4 protein-coding genes are annotated in these 25,709 nt (G+C 66.7%); all 4 read left to right on the top strand.

Annotated features, from left to right (window positions below; genetic code table 11):
- Positions 1 to 590: 590 nt before the first annotated feature.
- Positions 591 to 9,788, top strand: coding sequence for an amino acid adenylation domain-containing protein (locus AC2CGW_RS10130; protein ID WP_484573984.1), 9,198 nt, complete (start codon positions 591 to 593; stop codon positions 9,786 to 9,788).
- 66 nt (positions 9,789 to 9,854) lie between these two features.
- Entirely contained in the window at positions 9,855 to 10,907 is a 1,053-nt protein-coding gene (locus tag AC2CGW_RS10125) for a TauD/TfdA family dioxygenase (protein WP_484573983.1), read from the top strand.
- A 12-nt stretch (positions 10,908 to 10,919) separates the two neighbouring features.
- The gene (locus tag AC2CGW_RS10120; RefSeq protein ID WP_484573982.1) at positions 10,920 to 13,916 is read left to right on the top strand and encodes a non-ribosomal peptide synthetase; all 2,997 of its coding nucleotides are present in this window, start codon (positions 10,920 to 10,922) and stop codon (positions 13,914 to 13,916) included.
- Positions 13,913 to 25,627 carry an amino acid adenylation domain-containing protein gene (locus AC2CGW_RS10115; protein ID WP_484573981.1) on the top strand — a complete coding sequence of 3,905 codons (11,715 nt, stop codon included), beginning with the start codon at positions 13,913 to 13,915 and terminating at the stop codon, positions 25,625 to 25,627. Before AC2CGW_RS10120 ends, AC2CGW_RS10115 begins: the two co-directional genes overlap by 4 nt.
- The last annotated feature ends 82 nt before the right edge of the window (positions 25,628 to 25,709 follow it).

Raw genomic sequence — 25,709 nt, 5'->3', positions numbered from 1 at the left:
GAAGGCTGCATCTAATAGGACGAATGAGAATCAGAAACCTGAAGCCTCAAATGAAAGCAAATGTTTCAAACAAGCTCCGCTCCCGCTCTTGCTCTTGCTCTTGCTCTTGCTCCCGCTCTTGCTCTTGCTCTTGCTCTTGCTCTTGCTCTTGCTCTTGCTCTTGCTTCTAAGCGCGCGATAGCCCAGGCGCCACCCATCGCGACCTCAGGAGGCCGAGCAGAGGCGTCTGGAGGGCCCTGGCGCGCAGCGCCCTTCGGCGTCCCGCCGAAGTCGCGAGATGTAGACTTGCGCAGCAAGTCGGAGTCCGCGAAGGCCCGGAAGGCGCCGGCGCGAGGGAACCCCGGAGCGCAGCGTAGGGGCCGTATGTGGGAGCAAGCGGTTTTTGCCTACTTTTTTCCAAGAAAAAAAGTAGGTCGCCGTAAAGGCGAAAAGGTGAATCCGCGTCGCCACCCAAATCGGATATTCACGCGCCACGAGCACCACCCAGCGCCCCCCAAACCCCCACCAAAACCTAACTTTTTGCAAGATGTATCCGTTTCGTAGGGATAGCCGGGCCCCGCCCGATACCCCACCCGTACGGAAGCAATCTGATGAATGCCGAGAAGTCCCTGCAACTGGCCCGCCGTTTCATTGAACTGCCGCTGGAAAAGCGCCGCGTGTTCCTCGAGACCCTGGCCAAGGAGGGCATCGACTTTTCCCAGTTCCCCATCCCCGCCGGTGTCGAGGCCCCAGACCGCCATGCGCTGTCCTATGCCCAGCAACGCATGTGGGTGCTCTGGCAAATGGACCCCCAGAGCGGCGCCTACAACCTCCCAGGCGCCGTACGCCTGCTAGGCCAGCTGAACGAAGCCGCCCTGGAGCAGGCCTTCGCCACCGTACTGGCCCGTCACCAAAGCCTGACCACCGTCTTCGAACCCCAGGCCGATGACCGCCTGGAGCAGGCCCATCGCCCGCTCACCCGCGTGAACATCGAGCGCGTCGACCTGCGCAACCTCGCCGCCGACCTGCGTGAGGCACAGGTCCGTGCCGAAGCCGAGGCCGAGTCGCTACGCCCGTTCGACCTGGCGCAAGGCCCACTGCTGCGGGTGCGCCTGCTGCACCTCGATGCGCAGGAGCACGTGCTGCTGCTGACCCTGCACCACATCGTTTCCGACGGCTGGTCGATGAATGTGCTGATCGATGAGTTCAGTCGCGCCTATGACGCCTTTGCTGCAGGCCAGGCACCGCAGTTGCCAGCACTGCCCATCCAGTACGTCGACTACGCCCTGTGGCAGCGCCGCTGGCTCGAAGCGGGCGAGATGGAGCGCCAGTTGCAGTACTGGCAGGCCCAGCTGGGCGAGGAGCAGCCGGTGCTGGAGCTGCCGCTGGACCACGCGCGCCCGGCCACTCCCAGCTTCAGCGGCAGCCGCCAGTCATTCCCGCTCGACGCGGCACTGACCGAGCAGGTGCGCGGTTTTGCCCGCCAGCACAACCTGTCGCTGTTCATGGTCCTGCTCGCCAGCTTCGGCATGCTCCTGCAACGCTACACCGGCCAAAGCGACCTGCGCATCGGCAGCCCAGTGGCCAACCGCAACCGCGCCGAGGTCGAGGGGCTGATCGGGCTGTTCGTCAACACCCAGGTGCTGCGCCTGCAGCCACAAGCGCAACAGGACGTGCTGGGTTATCTGCAAGCGGTACGTCAGATCGTGCTGGGCGCCCAGGCGCACCAGGACCTGCCGTTCGAGCGCCTGGTCGAGGCGCTCAAGGTCGAGCGCAGCCTCAGCCACGCACCGCTGTTCCAGGTGATGTACAACCACCAGCCGCAGGTCGCCGACCTGACCACCGTCACCCTGGCGTCCGGCCTGCAACTGGCGCCGCTGCAATGGCGCAGCCGCACCACCCAGTTCGACCTCAGCCTCGACACCTACGAGCAAGGTGGCGTGCTGCACGCGGCCTTCACCTATGCCAGCGACCTGTTCGACGGCGCCACCATCGAGCGCATGGCCCGGCACTGGCAGGCCCTGCTCCGAGGCCTGGTCGAGCAGCCGCAGCAAGCGCTGTGGCAGGTGCCGATGCTCAATGACGCCAGCCTTGCCACCGTGCTCCAGGACTGGAACGCTACGGCCCGTGACTACCCGCTCGAACGCCCGGTGCACCAGCTGTTCGAAGACCAGGCACGCCGCGCGCCGCAGGCCCCGGCCCTGGTGTTTGGCGAGCATGCGCTCAGCTACGCCCAGCTCGACGCCCGCGCCAACCAGTTGGCCCACTACCTGCGCGCCCAGGGCGCCCGGGGCGACAGCCTGGTCGGCATCAGCGTGCAGCGCAGCGTCGAAATGGTGGTGGGGCTGCTGGGCATCCTCAAGGCCGGTGCTGCCTATGTGCCGCTGGATCCGGAGTACCCCGCAGAACGCCTGGCCTACATGATCGAGGACAGCGGCATCGACCTGCTGCTGACCCAGCAGGCACTGCTCGACAGCCTGCCGCTGCCCCAGGGTGTGCAGTGCGTGGCGCTCGACCAGTTGCTGCTCGACGAGCAACCCACCAGCGCCCCGTTGGTGGATATCGACCCCGAGCAACTGGCCTACGTCATCTACACCTCCGGCTCCACCGGGCGGCCGAAGGGCGCCGGCAACAGCCACCGGGCCCTGGCCAACCGCCTGCACTGGATGCAGGAGGCCTACGCCATCGGCGCCGACGACACCGTGCTGCAGAAGACCCCCTTCAGTTTCGACGTGTCGGTGTGGGAGTTCTTCTGGCCGCTGATGACTGGCGCGCGCCTGGCGGTGGCCGCGCCGGGTGAACATCGCGATCCGGCACGCTTGATCGAGACCATCCGCCGCTTCCAGGTCAGCACCCTGCATTTCGTGCCGTCGATGCTCCAGGCGTTCATCCACGAGCCGGGTGTCGACGCGTGCAGTAGCCTGCGGCGTATCGTCTGCAGTGGTGAGGCCCTGCCGGTGGATGCCCAGTTGCAGGTGTTCGCCCGCCTGCCGGGCGCAGCCCTGTACAACCTGTATGGCCCGACCGAGGCGGCCATCGACGTCACCCATTGGACCTGCCGCGACGAAGGCCGGGACAGCGTGCCGATCGGCCTGCCGATCGCCAACCTGCGCACCTACGTGCTCGACGCCGGCCTCGAGCCGGTTGCCCCCGGTGTTTCCGGCGAGCTCTACCTGGGCGGTGTCGGCTTGGCCCGGGGCTACCATCGCCGCCCGAGCCTGACCGCCGAGCGCTTCGTCGCCGATCCTTTCGTTTCTGGCCAGCGCCTGTATCGCACCGGCGACCGTGTGCGCCAGCGCCACGATGGCGTGATCGAATACCTGGGCCGCTTCGACCATCAGGTGAAGATTCGCGGCCTGCGCATCGAGCTGGGCGAGATCGAGGCGCGCCTGGCCCAGCATGAGTGGGTACGTGAGGCCGTGGTGCTGGCGCTGGACGGCAAGCAGCTGGTGGCCTACCTGGTACTCAACGAGCAGTCCGATGGCTGGCAGCAGGGCCTCAAGGACTGGCTGTTGCAGGCGCTGCCCGAGTTCATGGTGCCCACGCACCTGATGCCGCTCGACCGCCTGCCGCTGACGCCCAACGGCAAGCTCGACCGCAAGGCGCTGCCACAGCCCGATGCGGCGCCACGCGGCGCCTATGTCGCTGCGCAAACGCCGGTGCAGCAGATCCTTGCGCAGGTCTGGAGCGAGGTGCTCGGGGTCGAACAGGTCGGCCTGGACGACAACTTCTTCGAACTGGGCGGCGACTCGATCATCGCCATCCAGGTGGTCAGCCGCGCCCGACGCCAAGGCTTGCAGTTCAGCCCGCGTGACCTGTTCCAGTTCCAGACCCTGCGCGGCCTGGCTGGCGCTGCCGGGCGTGCGACGCAGGTGCAGGCCGAGCAGGGGGCGGTGCAGGGCCCGGCGCTGCTGACCCCTATCCAGCGCGCCTTCTTCGAGCAGGCGGTGCCTGCACGGGCGCACTGGAACCAGTCGCTGCTGCTGACGCCGCGCCAGGCCTTGGACGCTGGTCGCCTGCAGCAGGCGCTGGTGCGCCTGGTCGAACAACATGATGCTCTGCGCCTGCGCTTCCAGCTGCACGACGGCCACTGGCAGGCCGAGCACGGTGCGCTGCCCGCCGGGCTGCTGCGTGAAGAAACGGCTGCCGATGCCGAGGCGCTGGCGGCGCTCTGCGACACCACCCAGCGCAGCCTCGTCCTGGCCGACGGGCCGCTGCTGCGCGCGGTACTGGTGCAAATGGCCGATGGCAGCCAGCGCTTGCTGCTGGTGATCCACCACCTGGTGGTCGATGGCGTGTCCTGGCGCGTACTGCTCGAAGACTTGCAGCACGCCTACACGCAACAGCCGCTGCCCGCCAAGACCAGCGCCTGGCAGGCCTGGGCCGCGCGCCTGCCTGCCCTGGCTGCGCAACAGGCCGGCGAGCTGGACTACTGGCGCGCCCAGCGAGTCGAGCATGACCTGCCGTGCGACATGCCCCAGGGCGCCGCGCTCAACCGCCACGGCCGCACCCTGGAAACGCGCCTGGACGCCGAGCTGACCCGTCAGTTGCTGCAACTTGCCCCGGCCGCCTACCGCACACAGATCAACGACCTGCTGCTGACGGCGCTGGCCCGGGTGGTCGCGCGCTGGAGCGCGCAGCAGGCGGTGCTGGTGCAACTGGAAGGGCACGGTCGCGAAGAGGTGTTCGAGGATGTCGACCTGTCGCGCACCGTGGGCTGGTTCACCACGCTGTTCCCTGTGCGCCTGAGCGTCAGTGACGATGTGGGCGCCTCGATCAAGGCGGTCAAGGAGCAGTTGCGCGCGGTGCCGGGCAAGGGGCTGGGCTACGGCCTGCTGCGCTACCTGGGCGATGAGGCCCAGCGCCAGGCGCTCGACCAGGCCACGCCTGCGCGTATCACCTTCAACTATCTGGGGCAGTTCGACCAGCAGTTCGATGCCCAGGCACTCTGGGCGCCCGCCACCGAGCGCAGCGGCCAGGCCCAGGACCCCGAGGCCCCCTTGGCCAACTGGCTGACCCTGGAAAGCCAGGTCTATGCCGGCGAGCTGTCGCTGCGCTGGGGCTACAGCGGCCAGATGTACCATGACGCCACTGTCGAAGGCCTGGCCCAGGCCTACAACGACGAGCTGGCACAACTGATCGCCCACTGCCTGCACACCCCGGCCGGCCAGGCGACGCCTTCCGACTTCCCGCTCGCACGCATCGACCAGGCGCAGCTCGACGCGCTGCCGGTCGCTGCCAGTGCTATCGAAGCGCTCTATCCGCTGTCGCCGATGCAGCAGGGCATGTTCTTCCACGCCCAGTACGAGCCCGAGGCCGGTGCCTACATCAACCAACTGCGCCTGGATATCCAGGGGCTGGAGCCCGCGCGTTTGCGTGAGGCCTGGAGCGAGGCAATGGCGCGCCACGAGATCCTGCGTGCCAGCGTGCATTGGGAGGGCTTGAGCGAGGCGCATCTGTTGGTGCAGCGCCATCTCGACTTGCCGCTGCAGGTACTGGAGGGCGTGCACGACCTCGATGCCCTGGCCGCCGCCGAACGCCTTCGCGGCTTCGATCTGCGCCAGGCGCCGCTGTTCCGCCTGCAACTGGTGGCACTGCAGGGCGGTGGCTGGCACCTGATCTACACCAGCCATCACATCCTCATGGATGGCTGGAGCAATGCCAGCCTGCTGGCCCAGGTGATCCAGACCTACGCCGGGCAACCGGTGGCTGCCGCCAGTGGGCGTTTCAGCGACTACCTGGGCTGGTTGCAGCGCCAGCCTGTCGATGCTGGCGAGCGTTTCTGGAAGGCCGCGCTGGCGCCGTTGCAGGGACCGACCTTGCTGGCCTCGGCGTTGCGGCGGGCGCAAGGGCAAGGCAGTGGCGAGCACCTGCATGTGTTCGACGGCGCCTTCGCCGAGCGCCTGGGCCAGTTCGCCCGCCAGCGCAAAGTGACCCTCAACACCCTGTTCCAGGCGGCCTGGGGCCTGGTACTGCAACGTCACACCGGCCAGGCCTGCGTAGCGTTCGGCGCGACCGTCAGCGGGCGCTCGGCGCCGTTGCCGGGGATCGAAGAGCAACTGGGGCTGTTCATCAACACCCTGCCGGTCCTGTGCAGCGCAGCACCTGGCCAATCGGTCGGCGAGGCCCTGGAAACCCTGCAGGCGTTCAACCTCGACCTGCGCGAGTTCGAGCACGTGCCGCTGTACAAGGTCCAGGGTTGGGCCGGCCAGCAGGGCGGTGTGCTGTTCGACACCTTGATGGTGTTCGAGAACTTCCCGGTGGCCGAGGCCCTGCGTGATGGCGCGCCAGCCGGGTTGCAGGTGGGCGCGCTGCGCAATCACGAGCGCACCCATTATCCGCTGACCCTCGGCATCGAGCTGGGTGCGCGATTGAGCGTGGAGTTCGCCTACGACCTGGCGCACTTCGATGCTGCGCAGGTCGAGCAGTTGTGCGCCGCTTTCTGCCAGGCGCTCGAGCAGATGCTCGAGCAGCCCTCGGCCGCGCTGGGCAGCCTGCGGCTGCTGGATGACACCACGCAGCAGGCGGTGTTGGCGCACAGCCAGGGCGAAGCGATCGACCTGTCGGCCACGCCGCTGGTGCACCAGCGCATCGCCGCCCAGGCCGCGCGCAACCCCGACGCCCTGGCCGTGTTGTGCGAGGGCCGCTCGCTCAGCCATGGCCAACTCAACCGCCAGGCCAACCGCCTGGCGCACCTGCTCATCGCCCAGGGCTTGGGCCCGGGCAAACGTATCGGCCTGGCCCTGCGCCGCAGCCCGCAACTGATCGTCAGCCTGCTGGCGGTGCTCAAGAGTGGCGCAGCCTATGTGCCGCTTGACCCAGCCTACCCGGATGAGCGCCTGCGCTACATGATCGAAGACAGCCAGCTCGACTTGCTGCTGTGCGACGACGGCCTGTTGCAGGGCCTGAGCCTGCCACCCCAGGTGCCGCGCCTGGTGACCGGCGAGCTGGTGCTGGACGTGCAGCCCGACCATGACCCGCTCGTGCAGCCTCACGCCCAGGACCTGGCGTACGTGATCTACACCTCCGGCTCCACCGGCCGGCCCAAAGGTGTCGCGATCAGCCATGCCGCCCTGCGCGAGTTCTGCCAGAGCGGTGCGCAGTATTCGCACCTGAGCGCCAACGACCGCGTGCTGCAGTTCGCCACGTTCAGCTTCGACGGCTTCGTCGAGCAGTGCTATCCGCCGCTGGCACTGGGGGCGGCGCTGGTGATGCGGGGCGAGTCGCTGTGGGATGTGCAGCAGTTGGCCGAGCACATCGTGCAGCACGAGGTCACCTTGGCCGACCTGCCAGCGGCCTACTGGTACCTGCTGGCCAAAGAGTGCGCCGCGCAGCCGGGCCGTGGCCTGGGCGCACTGCGCCAGGTGCACGTCGGCGGCGAGGCGATGTCGGTGGAAGGGCTGCGCCTGTGGCACGCCGCGGGCTTGGGCGAGGTCGCGCTGATCAACACCTACGGCCCGACCGAGGCCACCGTGGTCTCCAGCGTGCATGCCTGCCGCCTGGGCGATGCCAGCGACAGCCACGGCGTGCCGATTGGCCGGGCCATTGCTGGCCGTGCCCTCTACGTGCTCGACGGTGCTGGCGAGCTGTTGCCGGCGGGCGCGGTCGGTGAGTTGTGCATCGCCGCCCCGGCCTGTCTGGCCCAGCAGTATTACCAGCGTCCGGGCCTTACGGCCGAACGCTTCCTGCCCGACCCGTTCGCCCGCGAGCCGGGCGCACGGCTTTATCGCAGTGGCGACCTGGCCTGCTACAACGCCGAAGGGGCGCTGGAGTACGTTGGGCGCATCGATCACCAGGTGAAGATTCGCGGCATGCGCATCGAAATGGGTGAGATCGAAGCCTGCCTGCAGGCCCAGCCGGGGGTGCGCGCTGCTGCGCTGATCGCCCAGGCGACCGGCCAGGGTGCGCAGTTGGTGGCCTTCGTCGTGCCGGTTGCCAGTGAGGCGGTGCAGGGCGATGCGCGCACGGCCCTCGTCGCCGCGCTGCGCGATGCGTTGCGCCAGTCGCTGCCGGAGTTCATGGTGCCGGCGCACCTCGTGGTGTTGGAGCAACTGCCGCTGAACAACAACGGCAAGCTCGACCGCACGGCGCTGCCAGCGCCAGAGATCATCGCCAGCGGCGGCGTCGAACCGCTGCAAGGAGCATTGGAGCAGCAGGTCGGGCACATCTGGCAGCAAGTGCTGAAGGTCGAGGGGATAGGCCGGCAGGACAGCTTCTTCGAACTCGGCGGGCATTCGCTGCTGGCCACCCAGATCGTTTCCCAGATGCGTCAGCAACTGGGGCTGGCGGTCAGCCTTCGCTGCCTGTTCGAACACCCGCGCCTGAGCGATTTCGTCGCCCAGGTGGTCGGCATCGCGGCGGGAGTCGGGCGCCCACCGATGCAGCGCGCCGCAGGCCGCGGTCCCCAGCCACTGTCCTTCGCCCAGCAGCGCCTGTGGTTCCTCTGGAGCCTGGAGCCATACAGCTCGATGTACAACATGCCGGGTGCGCTGCGCCTGCGCGGACCTTTGGACACCGATGCGCTGCGCCAGACCTTCGAGCATCTGCTGCAGCGCCATGAAGTGCTGCGCAGTACCTACCACGAAGCTGACGGCGCCACCTGGCAGCAGGTGCGTGACGACCTGCCGCTGGCGCTACGGGTCACTGACCTGCGTGGTCACGAAGATCCGCAGCTGACGGCCCAGGCCCTGGCCCGTGAAGAAGTGGCGCAGCCGTTCGATCTCGCCAATGGCCCGCTGCTGCGGGTGCACCTGGTGCAACTGGCCGAGCAGGACCATGTGCTGCTGCTCACCATGCACCATATCGTCGCTGACGACGGCTCGTTCCGCGTGCTGATCGACGAGTTCGTCCAGCTCTACCTCGCACTCAGCCGCGCCGAGCCGCCACACCTGCCCGAGCAGACCCTGCAATACGCCGACTTCGCCGGTTGGCAGCGCCAGTGGCTGGAGCAGGGCGGTGAGCTGCAGCGCCAGTTGGACTACTGGCAGGCGCGCCTGGGCGACCGCCACGAGGTGCTGGAGTTGCCGCACGACCCGGACGCGCCAGCCGGCGATGGCCAGGGCGGCAACAGCCATTTCACCTTCAGCCGTGAGCTGAGCGCCGCCCTGCGCCAGTTTGCCCGGCAGCGCAACCAGTCGTTGTTCAGCGTGCTGCTGGCGGCCTTCAACGTGGTGCTGCAACAGCGCACCGGCCTACAGCGCCTGCGCATCGGCACCGATATCGCCAACCGCAACCACGCTGAGCTCGAGCGCATGGTCGGTTTCTTTGTCAACCAACTGGTGCTGCAGGTGGACTTGGACGCCGAGTTATCGGTGGAGCAGTTGCTGGCGCGCTGTCGCGAGGCGGTAATCGAGGCCTCCGAGCACCAGGACCTGCCATTCGAACGGCTGGTCGAGGCCCTGCGCCTGCCACGTCGCAACGGCCGCTCACCGCTGTTCTCGGTGAAGCTGATTCACCAGGAAGGGGTCGGGCGTCTGCCGTCGATGGGCCAACTGCAGATCGAGGACTTCCCGTCGGGGACGCAGGCCGCCGAACTCGACCTGGTAGTGGCCTTCTACAACGACGATGACCACGTGCACCTGAGCTTCGAATACCCAGCCGGACGTTTTGCCCCGGCCACCCTGGTGGCCATGTTCGAACAGGTCTGTGCCGTGCTGCGGGCCTTGCTTGACGGCGCCACCGGTCTGCGCGAGCTGGCCGCCAGCGCCGAACAGGTCTGGCGCACCCACCAGGAACAGCAAAACAGCCAGCGGGCTGCACACCTCAAGGGGCTGCACCCAATCAAGCGGCGGCGCTCCATCGTCCAATAACACAGCCATTCATCGTTTTTCGCGGCGGCTCGGGTGAGCTGCCGTCACCCAGATCCAGGAGGGGTTATGTCCGCAACTGCAATGCCATCGCGCCCTATGCGTGGTGCCCGAAAAAGCATATCCACCGATGCGTCCAGTCTGGTCAGCTTCAAACCGCTGTTCGAGGACGGCGGCTTCCCGCTGCTGTGCACCCCGAATGTGCCGGGGGTGAACCTGATCGAGTGGGCGGGGCAAAACCGCGAGCTGATCCAACAGCAACTGCACAAGGGCGCCTCGATCCTGTTTCGCGGTTTTGACGTGGCCGATATCGACCAGTTCAACCGCTGCATCGACGCGATCTCCGGTGGCGCCCTGGAGTACCTGTTCCGTGCCTCGCCGCGCACCCAGATCACCGGGCAGTTCAATATCTACAGCTCCACTGACTATCCGTCCGGTGAGCGGATCTTCCCGCACAACGAGCACTCGTACTCGCCGGTGTTCCCGCTACACCTGTACTTCTATTGCGACACCCCGTCGCAGACCGGCGGCGAGACCCCGTTGGGTGACACCCGGCTTATCCTCTCGCGAATCGATCCGGACGTGCGCGAGGAATTCGCCCGCAAGCGCATCCTCTACGTGCGCAACTACGGCGACGGCATGGGACTGCCCTGGCAGACCGTATTCCAGAGCGATGAGCGCAGCGAGGTAGAGGCCTATTGCGCGCAGATCGGTGTGCAAGCCGAATGGAAGTCCGGCAACCGCCTGCGCACCCGCCAACGCGGCCCGGCCATGGTCCGCCACCCGCAGACCGGCGAGCGCATCTGGTTCAACCATGGCACCTTCTTCAATGCCCTGACCCTGCCGGACAGCATCCGCGAAAACCTGCTGCGCGAGTTTGGCCCGTTGGACCTGCCGCAGAACACCTTCTTCGGTGACGGTACGCCGATTGGCGATGACGTCGTGCGTCACCTGCAACAGATCTACCGTGACGTGATGGTCGAGTTCGCTTGGCAGAAGGGGGATGTGGTGCTGCTTGACAACATCCTCACCGTACATGCCCGCAACGCCTTCACCGGCCGCCGGAAAATCCTCACAGCCATGGCGATCGCGCAGAAAAGCGCCGATCTGGCCCTCGATTAAGGACAGCAAGACATGACTACTACCGGTGAAATTTTCCAGACTTCCGCCCAGCAGGCGCTGGCCCTGAGCGTTCCGGGTCAGGCCTGGGTGCTCCTGCGCGTTGCCGCGCTGCCCGATGCTGCGCAGTTGGCTCGCCACCTCGACACCCTGGGCGCCCGCCATGAAGTGCTGCGCACCCTGTACCGCCGCCTGCCGGGTATGACCTGGCCGGTGCAGGAAGTGCTGCCTGCCGCCGCCGTATCCATCGACGCCAGTGACGGCCGCGACCTAAAGCAGGCGCTGGCCTGGGCTACCGCGCAGCTCGGCAGCGAGCGCAGCCTGGCCGTGAGCGCGGTCGAAAGTGACCAGTTGCTGCTGCTGGGCAGCACCGCCAGTTTCGACCGCCGCACCTTGCAAGCCGTGGCCGCCGAACTGCGCAGCCTGTGTGCGGGCGAAACGCTGGCCGACAACGAAGAGGAGCTGCAATATGTCGACTTCGCCGCCTGGCAGCAGGCGCTGCGCGAGGAAGACCTGGGTCGCCAGGGCGCCTCTTTTTGGCAAGCGCGCATGCGCGACTATCAGCAACCTCATAAACTCCCGTTTGAAACCCCAAGCCAACCCGGGTTGAACCGCGACAGAGCCACTGTCGTGGGCAGCCTTGCCGTCGATGAGAGCACCGCAATCGCGCTGTGGGGCGCCTACCTGGCGCGAATCACCCAGCAAGACCGTCTCCTGATCGGCGTCCAGCTCGACGCCCGCAACGAAGAACTCGACAGCGCCTATGGCCGCTTCACCCGTTCCCTCCCGGTCACCTTCGACAACCGCCGCAGCGCTACCCTGAACGAAGTGGCGACCGAGGTCGCCGCCAGCCTCGAACTGTCCCGATCCTGGCTGGACTGCCTGAACGAGTTCGAGCTGGGGCTGTGCCGCTACGGCTTCGCTCGCCTGCACACCTCGCTGGACGACGGCGTACTGGCGTTGAACATTGATGCCCCGGCCGAACTCCTGCGCCTGGAACTCACCGATTCGGAAACCGCCCTGAGCGCCCGCGCCGACGCCTTCGACGAAGCCGCACTGAACGAACTGCTGGCGCAGTTCGTCGAATTCGCTGCCCAGGCTCTGGCAGCCCCAGCACAGGACCTGGGTCAGGCCTCGCTGCTTGGCGCCGGTGGCCGTGAGCGCGTGCTGCAGGGCTTCAACCCCCAGGCTGCGTCGCTGCTCTGCGCGCGCTCCCTGCAATCACTGTTCGTCGAACAGGCCGTGGCAACCCCCCAGGCGATCGCCCTGAGCGTGGCCGGTGAGCGTCTGACCTACGCCGAACTCGATCGTCTCTCCAACCAGGTCGCCAACACCCTGCGCGCCAACGGCACCGGCCCGGACAGGGTGGTCGCGGTGTACGGCCAGCGCAGCCGCGAGCTGGTAGTGGCCCTGCTAGGGATCCTCAAGGCCGGCGGCGCCTACCTGCCGCTGGATCCGAACTACCCGGTCGAACGCCTGGCCTTCATGCTTGCCGACGCCGGTGCCGACCAGGTGTTGGCCTGCCTGCCGCTGCCCGAGGGCTGGGAGCAGGGGGGCTTGCAAGTCACCTCGCTGCAGTCCGGCGCTCCGGTCTGGTCTGCCAGCGATGCCGCACCTGCGCCGACTGGTGATGCCGACCACCTGGCCTACGTGATCTACACCTCCGGCTCCACTGGCAAGCCCAAGGGCGTGATGGTCAGCCATGCCAACGCCGTGGCCTCGACCCTGGCGCGCCAGCGCTTCTACCGCGAGCCGCTACAGAACTTCCTGATGCTCTCGTCGTTCTCCTTCGACAGCTCCGTAGCCGGTACTTTCTGGGCGCTGAGCCTGGGCGCGACGCTGACCCTGCCGGACGAAGAGAGCTACAAAGATCCGCAACAGCTTGCGGCGCTGATCGCTCGCGAAGGCGTGTCGCACTACTTGACGCTGCCGTCGTTCCACGCGCAGATCCTGGAAAACCTCGACGCCCCGACACTGCGCTGCGTGATCGTCGCGGGCGAAGCCTGCGCGTCTGAGGTGCTGCAGCGCCACAGTGCACGCCTGCCTGGTGTAGCGCTGGTCAACGAATACGGCCCGAGCGAGGCCACCGTGTGGTCCACTGGCGCCTACCTGGACTCGGACGACGCGTTGGGCATCGTCATCGGCAAGCCGATCGACGGCCTGCGCGTGCACCTGCTCGATGAACAGTTCGAGCCGGTGGCGCCGGGTGTGGAAGGCGAGCTGCACGTTGCTGGCGACGGCCTGTGCCGCGGCTATCTGAACCGCCCCTCGCTGACCGCCGAACGCTTCCTGCCCGACCCCTTCGCCCGCGAGCCGGGCCAGCGCCTGTACCGCAGTGGCGATCTGGCGCGCTACCGGGTCGACGGCAACATCGACTACCTGGGCCGCCTCGATCACCAGGTCAAGATCCGCGGTTTCCGCATCGAACTGGGCGAGATCGAAAGCGCCCTGCGCGGCGGTCGTGGGGTGGACGATGCGCTGGTGATCGCTCGCGACACACCTTCAGGTAAACAATTGCTGGCCTTCGTCGTTTCTACTCAGGAAGGCCACGAGCAACTTGGCCTGGACCTGCACAGCCACCTGTCCCAGGCGCTGCCCGAGCACATGCTGCCGGCGCGCATTCGGGTTCTGGAACGCTTCCCGCAGACCCCCAACGGCAAACTCGATCGCAATGCGCTTCTGGCCCTGGACAGCCGTCGCAGCCAGTACATCGCCCCACGCACGAAACTGGAACAGACCCTCGCCGGAATCTGGGCCGAGGCCCTGCAGGTGGAGCAGGTCGGTGTGCATGACAGCTTCTTCGAGCTGGGCGGCCACTCGCTACTGGCCACCAGTATCCGGACCAAGATCCAGGAAGCCCTGGGGCTGAGCATTCCGCTGCGGGTGTTCTTCGAGGGCGAAACCCTCGAACGCCTGGCTCAGGAAATCGAAGCCTTGCGCGAGCAAGCCGGCAATCAGCAAAACACAGCGGACTCCCTGGAGGCGCTGTTCGACGAGGTTGAAGCTCTATGAATGCGGTACCGGACAGAATGCTGGCGTTGGCGCAACGTTTTTTGGGGATGTCGGCTGACGCCCGGCATGCCCTGCAAGGCAAAATGCGCGAGCAGGGCCTGACCCTCGAAGCACTGCCGATCCCGCCGCGTGCGACGGGTGTCGACGTGCTGCCGGCGTCGTACGCTCAGCAGCGGCTGTGGTTCATCTGGCAACTCGAACCGCTGGCCCATGCCTACAACCTGTCCGGTGCCTTCCGCCTGCGCGGCCGGCTCGACCGTGCTGCGCTGGAGCAGACCTTGGCAGCACTGCCGGCGCGGCACGAAGTCCTGCGCACCACCTTCCGCCTGGAAGAGGGCCGCGTGCTGCAAGTTATCAACCCGGCCATGACCTGCCCGTTGGCGCAGGTCGAGGCTGACCAAGCCGGGCTACAGACTGCGATCGCCGATGCGGCCCGAGCGCCGTTCGACCTGGAACAGGGCCCACTGCTGCGCGCGTGCCTGATCAGGCTCGACGAACAGGAGCATGTGCTGGTTCTGACGCTGCATCACATTGTCACGGACGGCGCCTCACTGCCGATCCTGATCGAGGAATTTACCCGGCATTACGCCGCATTCGCCAGCGGCCAGGCGCCGCAGCTGGCGGCGTTGCCGATCCAGTACGCTGATTTCTCGCAGTGGCAGCGCCTGTGGCTGGAAGCCGGAGAGGGCGAGCGTCAGTTGCAGTACTGGCGCGAGCAACTGGGCGAACAGCACCCGCTATTGACCCTGCCGCTGGACCGCAAGCGCCCCACGGTGCTCAGCGGGCAAGGCGACAGTGTCGTCCTGCAGGTGTCGGCGGACGTGCTCGACGGCCTGCGCCAGTTGGCCCGGGCCAACGGCTGCACCCTGTTCGTGGTGTTGATGGCTTCGCTGCATGTCTTGCTGCACCGCTACAGCGGTGAAGGCGACATTCGTGTCGGCGTGCCGGTGGCCAACCGCACCCGCCAGGACGTGCAGAACCTGCTCGGTTTCTTCATCAACACCCAGGTGCTGCGCAGCCAGCCGCAGGCCGAACAGTCCTTCGCCAGCTTGCTGGAGGCGCTGAAGGCCGCCGCCGTCGGCGCGCAAAGCCACCAGGACGTGCCATTCGAGCAGGTCGTCGACGCCCTGCAACCCGAGCGCAGCCTGAACCAGAGCCCGCTGTTTCAGGTGATGCTCAACCACCAGCATGCCGCCGCTGAAGACAACGCCCGGTGGGCGCTGCAAGGCCTGGAAGTGGAGGTGCTCGGGGTGAATGAGCGCAGCACCAAGTTCGACCTGATGCTCGACACCGTCGAGCAGCCCGACGGCCTGAGCGCCGCCTTCACCTATGCCACCGATTTGTTCGATGTCCCCACCATCGAGCGCCTGGCCCGGCACTGGCTGAACCTGCTGCAGGCCATCGTGCGTGACCCGCATGCGGCCCTTGGCGACATGCCGATGCTCGGCCACGAAGAAGTCCGCGCGGTCATCGCCGAATGGAACCCGACACCGACGACCTTCGAAGCGCACGGCTGCCTGCATCAGCGTATCGAACGGCAGGCTGCGCTGCGCCCCGACGCCACCGCCGTGACCTGTGAAGGCCAGCGCCTGAGCTACGCCGAGCTGAACCGCCGGGCGAACCAGCTGGCCTGGCGCCTGCGTGAGCAGGGTGTGGGGCCGGACGTGCTGGTGGGTATCGCGCTGCCGCGTTCGCTGGACATGCTGGTCGGCCTGCTGGCCATCCTCAAGGCAGGCGGCGCCTATGTGCCGCTGGACCCGGACACGCCACAGGACCGCCTGGCCTACCTGCTCGAAGACAGCGGCACGCGCCTGCTGGTGAGCCAGCGCGCCACGGTGATCCGCCTGCAATTGCCCGAGGGCGTGCAGTGCCTGCTGGTGGACGAATGCGAGGCATGGTTAAACGAAGCGCCGGGCGACGATCTGCCGAACCTCAACCACGTCGACAACCTGGCCTACGTCATCTACACCTCCGGCTCCACTGGCAAGCCCAAGGGTACCTTGCTGCCGCACCGCAATGTGCTGCGCCTGTTCGACGCTACCCAGCGCTGGTTCCACTTCGACGAAAACGACGTGTGGAGCCTGTTCCATTCCTACGCCTTCGACTTCTCGGTGTGGGAGATCTTCGGCGCGCTGCTCTACGGCGGTACGCTGGTGGTGGTGCCCTATGCGGTCAGCCGCTCGCCACAGGACTTCCATCGTCTGCTGCACGAGGAGGGCGTGACCGTCCTCAACCAGACCCCTTCAGCGTTCCGCCCGCTGCTCGAGGTGGCCTGTGCAGCCAAAGACCAAGGCCTGAAGGCCCTGCGCACGGTGATCTTCGGCGGTGAAGCGCTGGAGGTTGCCGACCTGCGCACTTGGTTCGATGTCTTTGGCGACCGCCAGCCACAACTGGTTAACATGTACGGCATCACCGAAACCACGGTGCACGTGAGCTACCGGCCGCTCAGCCGTGCGGACCTGGACAGTGGCAACAGCAGCCCGCTGGGCGTACCGATCGATGACCTCGACTGGTACCTGCTCGACAGTCGTCTTAACCCGGTGGCCAAGGGCTGCGTGGGCGAGCTATACGTCGGTGGCGCGGGTTCCGCCCGCGGCTACCACCAGCGCCCGGCGCTGACCGCCGAACGCTTCATCGCCGACCCGTTCTCCGGCACCCCGGGCGCGCGCCTGTACCGCACCGGCGACCTGGCGCGCTACAGCGCCGACGGCAGCCTGGAATACTGCGGGCGTATCGACCATCAGGTGAAGATCCGCGGCTTCCGCATCGAGCTGGGCGAGATCCAGCGCAGCCTGCAAAGCCACCCGCAAGTGGCCCAGGCGCTTGTACTGGTGCACGAGGCGAACGGCAGCAAGCAACTGGTCGGCTACCTGGTGGCCAAGGCCGGCGTCGAGGCTGGCAGCAGCACCTTCAAGCAACAGCTGCGTGACCACCTGCGCAACGAACTGCCGGACTACATGGTGCCGGCGCACCTGCTGGTGCTCGACGCCTGGCCGCTGACCGGCAACGGCAAGCTCGACCGCAAGGCCCTGCCTGTGCCGGGCCCCGAACTGTTCCGGGCCACCTGGCTGGCGCCGCAGAATGTGTTGCAGGCTGACCTGGTCAAGCTTTGGGAAGAAGTGCTCAAGCGCGCTCCGATCAGCATCGATGACAACTTCTTCGAACTGGGCGGCGACTCGATCATTTCCATCCAACTGGTCAGCCGCGCGCGGCAGGCCGGTATTCGTTTTACCCCGAAAGACCTGTTCCAGTTCCAGACGGTGCAGAGTCTGGCTCGGGTGGCCGAGCGCTGCGACGAACTGCAGATCAGCCAGGCGCCGGTCGAAGGGCGGGCACCGCTGACGCCGATCCAGCACTGGTTCTTCGAGCAGCCGGTAGCGAAGCGTGCGCACTGGAACCAGTCGCTGCTGCTGAGCCTGCGTAGCCGTATCGATGCGGACACCCTGCGTATCGCGCTGGCCGCCGTATTGCGCCAGCACGACGCCCTGCGCCTGCGCTTCAATGAGCAGAACGGCCAATGGCAACAGGCCCACGCGGCCGATGGCGCAGCGCAAGACGTGCTGCACATCAGCAAAGCCACCAACGCCGATGAACTGCTTGCCTTGTGCAACCAGACCCAGGCCAGCCTCGACCTGAGTCAAGGCCCGCTGCTGCGCGCGCTGCTGGTGGACATGGCCGATGGCAGCCAGCGGCTGTTGCTGGTGGTGCATCACCTGGTGGTGGATGGCGTTTCCTGGCGCGTGCTGCTGGAGGATCTGCAAGCCGCCAGCCAACAACAGGCCCTGCCGGCCCGTACCAGCGCCTACCAGCACTGGGCACAGCGGCTCGAGCAACATGCCCAGAGCCCCGCGTTGCTGGACGAGGCCGAGTACTGGTACGCGCAATATCAGGACGTTGAGCCGGGCCTGCCAAGCACGCCGGTCAGCAACCCTGTGGCCGATGAAATCCGTGCCGTGGAAACCTGCCTGGACGCCGACACCACCCGCCAGCTGCTGCAACAAGCGCCAGCGGCCTACCGCACGCAGATCAATGACCTGCTGCTCACCGCCCTGGCCCAGGTGATCTGCGCCTGGACCGGTCAAGTGTCGACCCTGGTGCAGTTGGAAGGCCACGGCCGCGAGGAGCTGTTCGACGACGTCGACCTGAGCCGCACAGTCGGCTGGTTCACCTCGATCTTCCCGGTCAAGCTGACCCCGGCCGCCGACGCCGGGGCGAGCATCAAGCGCATCAAGGAGCAGTTGCGTGCGGTGCCGCACAAGGGCATTGGCTTCGCTATCCTGCGCTATCTGGCCGATGTTGGCCTGGGCGAACTGTCGCCCCCGGCGGTCACCTTCAACTACATGGGCCAGCTCGATGCCAGCTTCGACGAGCAGGCACCGTGGCAGCCGGCGCCGGAAAGCGGCGGCGATGAACAGGCGCCGGGTTCGACCGTGCTGGACGGACTGAGCATCAACGGCCAGGTGTATGACGGGCGACTGCGCCTGAGCTGGTCGTTCGACCCACGGCGTTTCGCCCCAGCGGTGATCCAGCAACTGGCCGATGCCTATGGCCAGGCACTGCGTGCGCTGGTCGGGCACTGCCTGGCAAGCGACGGCGGCCTCACCCCAGCCGATGTTGCGCTGACGCAGTTGGATCAGGCGCAACTGGACGGGTTGAACATCCCCGCCCGTAGCATCGAGGACATTTACCCGCTGTCGCCGATGCAGCAAGGCATGCTGTTCCACAGCCTCTACGACGATGAGCCGGGCGCCTATGTGCATCAGCTGCGACTGGATGTCGAAGGCGTGCGGGTCGACGCGCTGCGCGCCGCTTGGCAAGGTGCGCTGGACGCCCACGATACATTGCGCGCTGGCTTCCTCTGGGGCGACGGTTTGCGTCAGCCGCTGCAACTGATCCGCCGTCAGGTCGAGCTGCCGTTGCAGGTACTCGACTGTCAGGGCCAGCCGCGTGAAGCGCTCAATGCCTTCGCCGAGGCCGATCGTGCACGGGGCTTCGATCTGTCGACGGCACCGCTGCTGCGGGTCAACGTGCTGGACCTGGGCCATGGCCGACAGCACCTGATCGTCACCCATCACCACATCCTGCTTGATGGCTGGAGCACCTCGCAGCTGCTCGGCGAAGTGATGCAGCGCTACGCCGGCATCGTGCCGCCGGCTGCCACAGGCCGCTACCGCGACTACATGGCGTGGCTGGCGGCGCAGGACGCGCAGCAGGCCCAGGCCTTCTGGAAAACCCAGTTGGCCGAGCTGCAGGAACCGACCCTTTTGGCCAGTTGCACCCTGGGCGATGCGGCCGCCACCGGTTTCGGCGAGCAGTTCCACGTTCTCGACCAGGCCGCCAGCGACCGCCTTGCGCAGTTCGCCCGGCAACACAAGGTCACCCTGAACAGCCTAGTCCAGGCGGCCTGGCTGGTGCTGCTGCAACGCTACAGCGGCCAGCCATGCGTGGCCTTCGGTGCCACCGTGGCTGGCCGCCCGGTGGAGCTGCCGGGCATCGAGCAGCAACTGGGCCTGTTCATCAACACCTTGCCGGTGGTCGCGAGCCCCCACCCGCAGCAGAGCGTGGCGCAGTGGGTGCAGGCCATCCAGGCGCAGAACGTGCACCTGCGCGAGTACGAGCACACGCCGCTGGCTGAAGTGCAGCGGCTGGCCGGGCAGGGTAACCTGTTCGACACCCTGCTGGTGTTCGAAAACTACCCGCTGGCCGAAGCCCTGCAGCAGGGCCCGGACACCGGCCTACGCATCCTCGATGTGGAGGGGCGCGAGCAGACCCATTTCCCGCTGACCTTGTCGGCGGACTTCGGCGCGCGCCTCTCGCTGCGTTACAACTATGTCCGTTCGGCTTTCAGCGAGCGCTTCATCGCGCAGTTGCATAGCCACCTGCAGACCCTACTGCTGGCGATGGCCGACACGCCGCAAGCGCCGCTCGGTAGCCTGGACCTGCTCAATACGCAGGAGCGCGACCAGCAACTGCTGGGTTGGAACGACACCCGCGTCGACTACCCCGCCATGCAGCCGGTGCAACGGCTGTTCGAACGTCAGGCCGAACGTACGCCGGGCGCACCAGCGCTGGTGTTCGGTGATACGAGCCTGTCGTACGCCGAACTGAACCGCCGAGCCAACCGCTTGGCCCATTTGCTGCAGGCGCAGGGTGTGGGCCCGGAAGTGCTGGTCGCCATTTCGGCACACCGTTCTCTGGAGCTGGTGATCGGCCTGCTCGGCATTCTCAAGGCCGGTGGCGCTTATGTGCCGCTGGACCCGGAGTATCCGGCCGAGCGCCTGAGCTACATGATCGCTGACAGCGGTATCCAGTTGCTGCTGACCCAGGCGGACCTGCTTGACAGCCTACCGCTGAATGGTGGGATGCAGGTGCTGTGCCTCGACGAGTTGGAGCTGGCGAACGGCCCCGACGCGAACCTGGTGCTGACGCTGGAGCCGTCTTCGCTGGCCTACATGATCTACACCTCCGGCTCCACCGGGCAGCCCAAGGGCGCCGGCAACCGCCACGATGCGTTGTACAACCGCCTAGCGTGGATGCAGGCGGCGTATCCGATCGGCGCGGGCGACACGGTGCTGCAGAAGACCCCGTTCAGCTTCGACGTGTCGGTGTGGGAGTTCTTCTGGCCGCTGATGGTCGGCGCCCGCCTGGCGGTGGCCGAGCCGGGGGCGCATCGCGACCCGGCGCTGTTGGTGGAACTGATCCGCAAGCACCGCGTCAGCACGCTGCACTTCGTACCGTCGATGCTCCAGGCGTTCGTGCGCGATGAAGGCGTGTCGACCTGCGACAGCCTCCGGCACGTGATCTGCAGCGGCGAAGCGCTGCCGGCGGACCTGGCGCGACACCTGCTGCGCAAGCTACCGCAAGCGGGTCTGTACAACCTGTACGGCCCTACCGAAGCGGCCATCGACGTCACCCACTGGACCTGCCGCGACGACGGCGGGCATAGCGTGCCGATTGGCGAACCGATCGCCAACCTGCACACCTACATCCTCGACAGCAGCCTGCAACTGCAGGCCACCGGCGCCGTCGGCGAGCTGTACCTGGGCGGTATCGGCCTGGCGCGGGGTTACCATCGCCGTCCGGGGCTGACCTCCGAGCGCTTCATCGCCTCGCCGTTCGTGGCCGGCGAGCGCCTGTACCGCACCGGTGACCTGGCGCGCTATCGCGCCGATGGGGTAATCGAGTACGTCGGTCGTATCGATCATCAGGTAAAGATCCGTGGCCTGCGCATCGAGCTGGGTGAAATCGAGGCGGCCTTGCTGGAGCAGCCGGGCGTTGCCGAAGCGGTGGTGCTGGCACTGGACATCGGCAAGAGCAAACAACTGGTGGCCTACCTGGTGCCGCAAGCCGGAGACTTTGCCGTGGACGCGCTGAAAGCCGCGCTGGTGCAGCGCCTGCCGGAACATATGCAGCCGGCGCAACTGATTGAACTGACGGCCATGCCGGTCACCCCCAACGGCAAGCTCGACCGCCGTCGCCTGCCTGCCCCGCAGGCCCGCACCGAGCAGGGCAGCGCGCCGCGCACCGCGCTGGAAGCCCGCTGGCTGGTGATCTGGCAGGCACTGTTCGAGCGGGACGATATCGGTATCAACGATGACTTCTTCGAGCTGGGCGGCGACTCGATCGTGTCGATCCAGGCCGTGAGTCTGGCGCGCAAGGCGGGGCTGGCGATCACCCCCAAAGACCTGTTCAGCCACCCGACCATCGCCGCGCTGGCGCAGGTGACCGGGCAGGCGCAACCGCAGGTTGCGCAGGTGCCGCTGCTGGCTTCGGTCCAGCTAGGCAATGTGCAATTGCAGGCTTTGCGGCTGGCTGCCGAACAGGTGGAAGACGCCTTCCCGCTCTCGCCGATGCAGCAGGGCATGCTGTTCCACTCGGTGCAGGACGGTGACGACGGACTCTACGTCAACCAGATCGAAGTGGGCGTGGTCGGGGTCGACCCGCAGCGCATGCTGGCGGCCTGGCAGGCGGTGGCCGATCGATACGCGATCCTGCGCACAGCTTTCCTCTGGGAAGGCGACAAGGAGCCGCTGCAGGTGGTGCTGCGCGAGGCTCCGGCACTGCTGACGCTGCTCGACTGGCGTGGCCGCGACAACCTGGCCGAGGCCGTACGTGAGCTGGCCGACAGCGAACGCGCCAAGGGCTTTGTGCTCGATCGTGCGCCTTTGCTGCGGGTGCTACTGGTACGCACTGAGGAGCAGCACTACCGGCTGATCTGGACCTACCACCACATCCTGATGGACGGCTGGAGCGTGTCGCAGCTGATCGGCGACGTGCTGCGCCACTACAGTGGCGAGGCACTGCTGCCGGTGGCCGAGTACCGGCACTACATCGGTTGGCTCAAGCAGCAGGATCCGGTCGCCAGCGAAGCCTTCTGGAAACGCCAGCTGGGAGAACTGGACGGCCCGACGCACCTGGCCCGCGCCCTGCCGGTCAAGGCGCCGGGCGAGGGCTACCATGCGCTCTATACCCGCCTGAGCGCTGCGCAGACCGCGCGTCTTTCGCAGTTCGCCCAAGGCCAGCGGGTCACCCTGAATACCCTGGTGCAGGCGGCATGGCTGTTACTGCTGCAGCGCTATACCGGCCAGCGCACCGTCACTTTCGGCGCCACCGTGTCCGGTCGGCCTGAAACCCTGGAAGGTTCGCAGCAGATGCTCGGCCTGTTCATCAACACCCTGCCGGTGGCTATTACCGTGCCGACCGATCAAAGCGTCGGTGACTGGCTGCGTGAAGTGCAGGCCTACAACCTGCAGGTCCGCGACCACCAGCACACCCCGCTCAGCGATATCCAGCGCTGGGCCGGGCAGGGCGGGCAGGCGCTGTTCGACAGCATCATCGTGTTCGAAAACCAGCCGGTGGATCGCACCCTGCGCGAGTGGGACGGCGAGTCGCTGCGTTTCGAGGATGTGTCCGACTTCGGCCTGACCAGTTTCGCCATGGACCTGATGGTCAGTGTCGATGGAGGTGGTCTGAGCATCGAGTATATGCATCAGCGCGACCAGTTCGACCTGGCCACCGTCGAGCAACTGCGCGGGCATATGGAAAGGCTGATGGAGCGGCTATGCGATGATCCGGCGCGGGCGGTGGGGCGTATCGGCCTGTTGGAAGGTGAGCCGAAGCAATTGCAGGAAGCCTTCGAACCGGCGGTGACTACCCCGGTGCATGAGCTGATCGCGCAGCGCGCACTGGCTCAGCCGGATCACCCGGCGCTGGTGCTTGGCGGCGACACGCTCGACTACGCCACCCTGGATCGTCGTGCCACCGCGCTGGCCCAGCAACTGCGTGCCCTGGGCGTCGGTCCGGAAACCGTGGTCGGCGTGTTCATGGAGCGTTCGCTGGAGCTGGTGGTCTCGCTGCTGGGGGTGCTCAAGAGCGGTGGCGCCTACGTGCCGCTGGACCCGGAGTACCCGGCCGAACGCCTGCACTACATGATGGGCGATGCCGGCATGGCGGTGCTGCTGACCCAGCAGCGCCTGCAGGGGCGGGTGGCGGTGGAGGGGGCGGTCACCTGCCTGGCCGTCGATACGCTTGAGCTGGATCGTGTGAGCGACGCGCCATTGCCGGCCGTCGAGGACCTAGGCCTGGCTTACCTGATCTACACCTCCGGTTCCACCGGTAAGCCGAAGAGCGTGGCGGTGGCCCATGGCCCGATCAGCATGCACGTGCAAGCCATCGCCCGGCTGTACGAAATGGACAGCAACAGCCGCGAGCTGCACTTCATGTCGTTCGCCTTCGACGGGGCGCATGAGCGCTGGATCACCACCCTGATCAGCGGCGGTACGTTGGTGATCCGTGACAACAGCCTGTGGACCGCCGACCAGACCCTGCGGGTGCTCAAGGAGCAGCGCATCAACATCGCCTGCTTCCCGCCGGCCTACCTGCTGGAGCTGGCCGAGCAGGCCGAGATTCAGGGCGAAGCGCCGCCGGTGCGTATCTATTGCTTCGGGGGTGATGCGGTGCCGGACGCTTCGTTCGAGCGGGTCAAGCGTGCGCTGGCGCCGCAGTACCTGGTCAACGGCTACGGCCCGACCGAAACCGTGGTCACCCCGCTGCTGTGGAAGACCCCTCTGGCCGGGCGCTGCGAGGCAATGTACGCGCCGATCGGCAAGGCTGTTGGCGCGCGCACGCTGTACGTGCTGGACGGAGATCTCAACCTGCTGCCGCCGGGCTTTGTCGGCGAGCTGTTCATTGGCGGTGAAGGTGTTGCCCGTGGCTACCACCATCATCGCCAGCAGACAGCCGAACGCTTCATCGCCGATCCGTTCGGCGCGGCTGGGGCGCGGCTGTATCGCACTGGCGACCTGGTGCGCATGCGTGCCGATGGCGTGGTGGATTACGTCGGCCGCGTGGACCATCAGGTGAAGGTGCGCGGCTTCCGTATCGAGCTGGGCGAGATCGAGGCACGCTTGCGTGAGCATGAGCGGGTAAAGGACGCACTCGTGGTGGTGCGTGATGGCGACCAGGGTCGGAAACTGATCGGTTATGTGGTCGCGCCGGTCACGCCAGGTCTGGACCGTAAGTTGCTGGCGGCGCTGCGTGAGCGGCTGCCGGACTACATGGTGCCGGCCCAGGTGGTGGTGATGGAGCAGTTCCCGCTGACGCCCAACGGCAAACTGGACCGCAAGGCCTTGCCAGACCCGGATATCGGCGCCCGCGAACACGTCGCCCCGCGCACCCCGTTGCAGGCTGCGCTTGCCCAGGTGTGGCAGCAGGTGCTGGGGATCGAGCAGGTGGGCATCACCGACAACTTCTTCGAGCTGGGGGGCGATTCACTGCGCACCTTGAAGGTGATCTCCCGGGTGCGGGCGATACCGGCGCTGAATTTCGAGCTGAAGTTGCGCGACATGATGGCCAAACCGACCATTGCCGGCCTGACCGCAGGTGAGGCCCAGGCACCGGAGCCGCTGTTGTTGCTGAACCAGCCGTTGGCCGAGCGGGCGCCGCTGTTCTGCCTGCATGCCGGTTTCGGTACGGTGTTCGACTACGAGCCGCTGGCGCGGCGTCTGGAAGGGCGGCGCACGGTGTATGGCGTGCAGTGCCGGATGTTGCTGGACCGTAGCTGGCAGGACACGTCGCTGGAACAGATGGCCATCGACTACACCGCCGCGATCCGCGCGAAGCAGCCGCAGGGGCCGTATCATCTGGCGGGGTGGTCGCTGGGCGGTGCGCTGGCGCTGCTGGTGACTTGCGAGCTGGAAGCCCAGGGGCAGGCGGTGCGCTGGCTGGGGCTGGTGGACAGTTATGTGCCGCTGGACCGCGGGGTACAGGCTGAGGATTGGCGCGATGACCTGCAGGCGTTCCTGTGTGCCACCCTGGGCATGGATCCAGCAGCGGTGAAGCCGGTGTTGGATGCGCAGGCGGAGCTTGCGCCTGAGCAGGTGGCCGGGTTGATCGACAGCGTGATCCAGGGCCAGGCGGACCAGACGGCGGGGTATGCCTTGCTGGGCGCGGATGAGCTGGCGCACACCTTTATCGTCAGCGAGCGGCTCAAGCAGTTGTCGCATGAGATGCCGGCGTTGCCTGTGGTGACGGCGGCGCTGCGTTGCTGGTGGGCCAGTGGCAACCCGACGGGTGAGCGGTCAGCGCTGGAAGCCATGGGGGGGCGGATTGTCGGGACGCAGGTGGTGCGGGCGAGCCATTACGACATTCTGCACAATGCCGATTGCGTGGACAGCTTGCTGGCGACGCTGGAGGGGGAAGTGGTGATCTAGCGTCTTCGCGGGCTTAGCCTTCTCCCACAGGGCGCGCAGTGACAATCAAGGTAAATCCCCACGCTCGACTTACGTTATGTGA

It is taken from the genome of Pseudomonas sp. SYWMCR5 (genome assembly GCF_057197165.1).
Note: the sequence above shows the minus strand (reverse complement) of the source record. Positions and strands in the feature narration are given on the sequence as shown.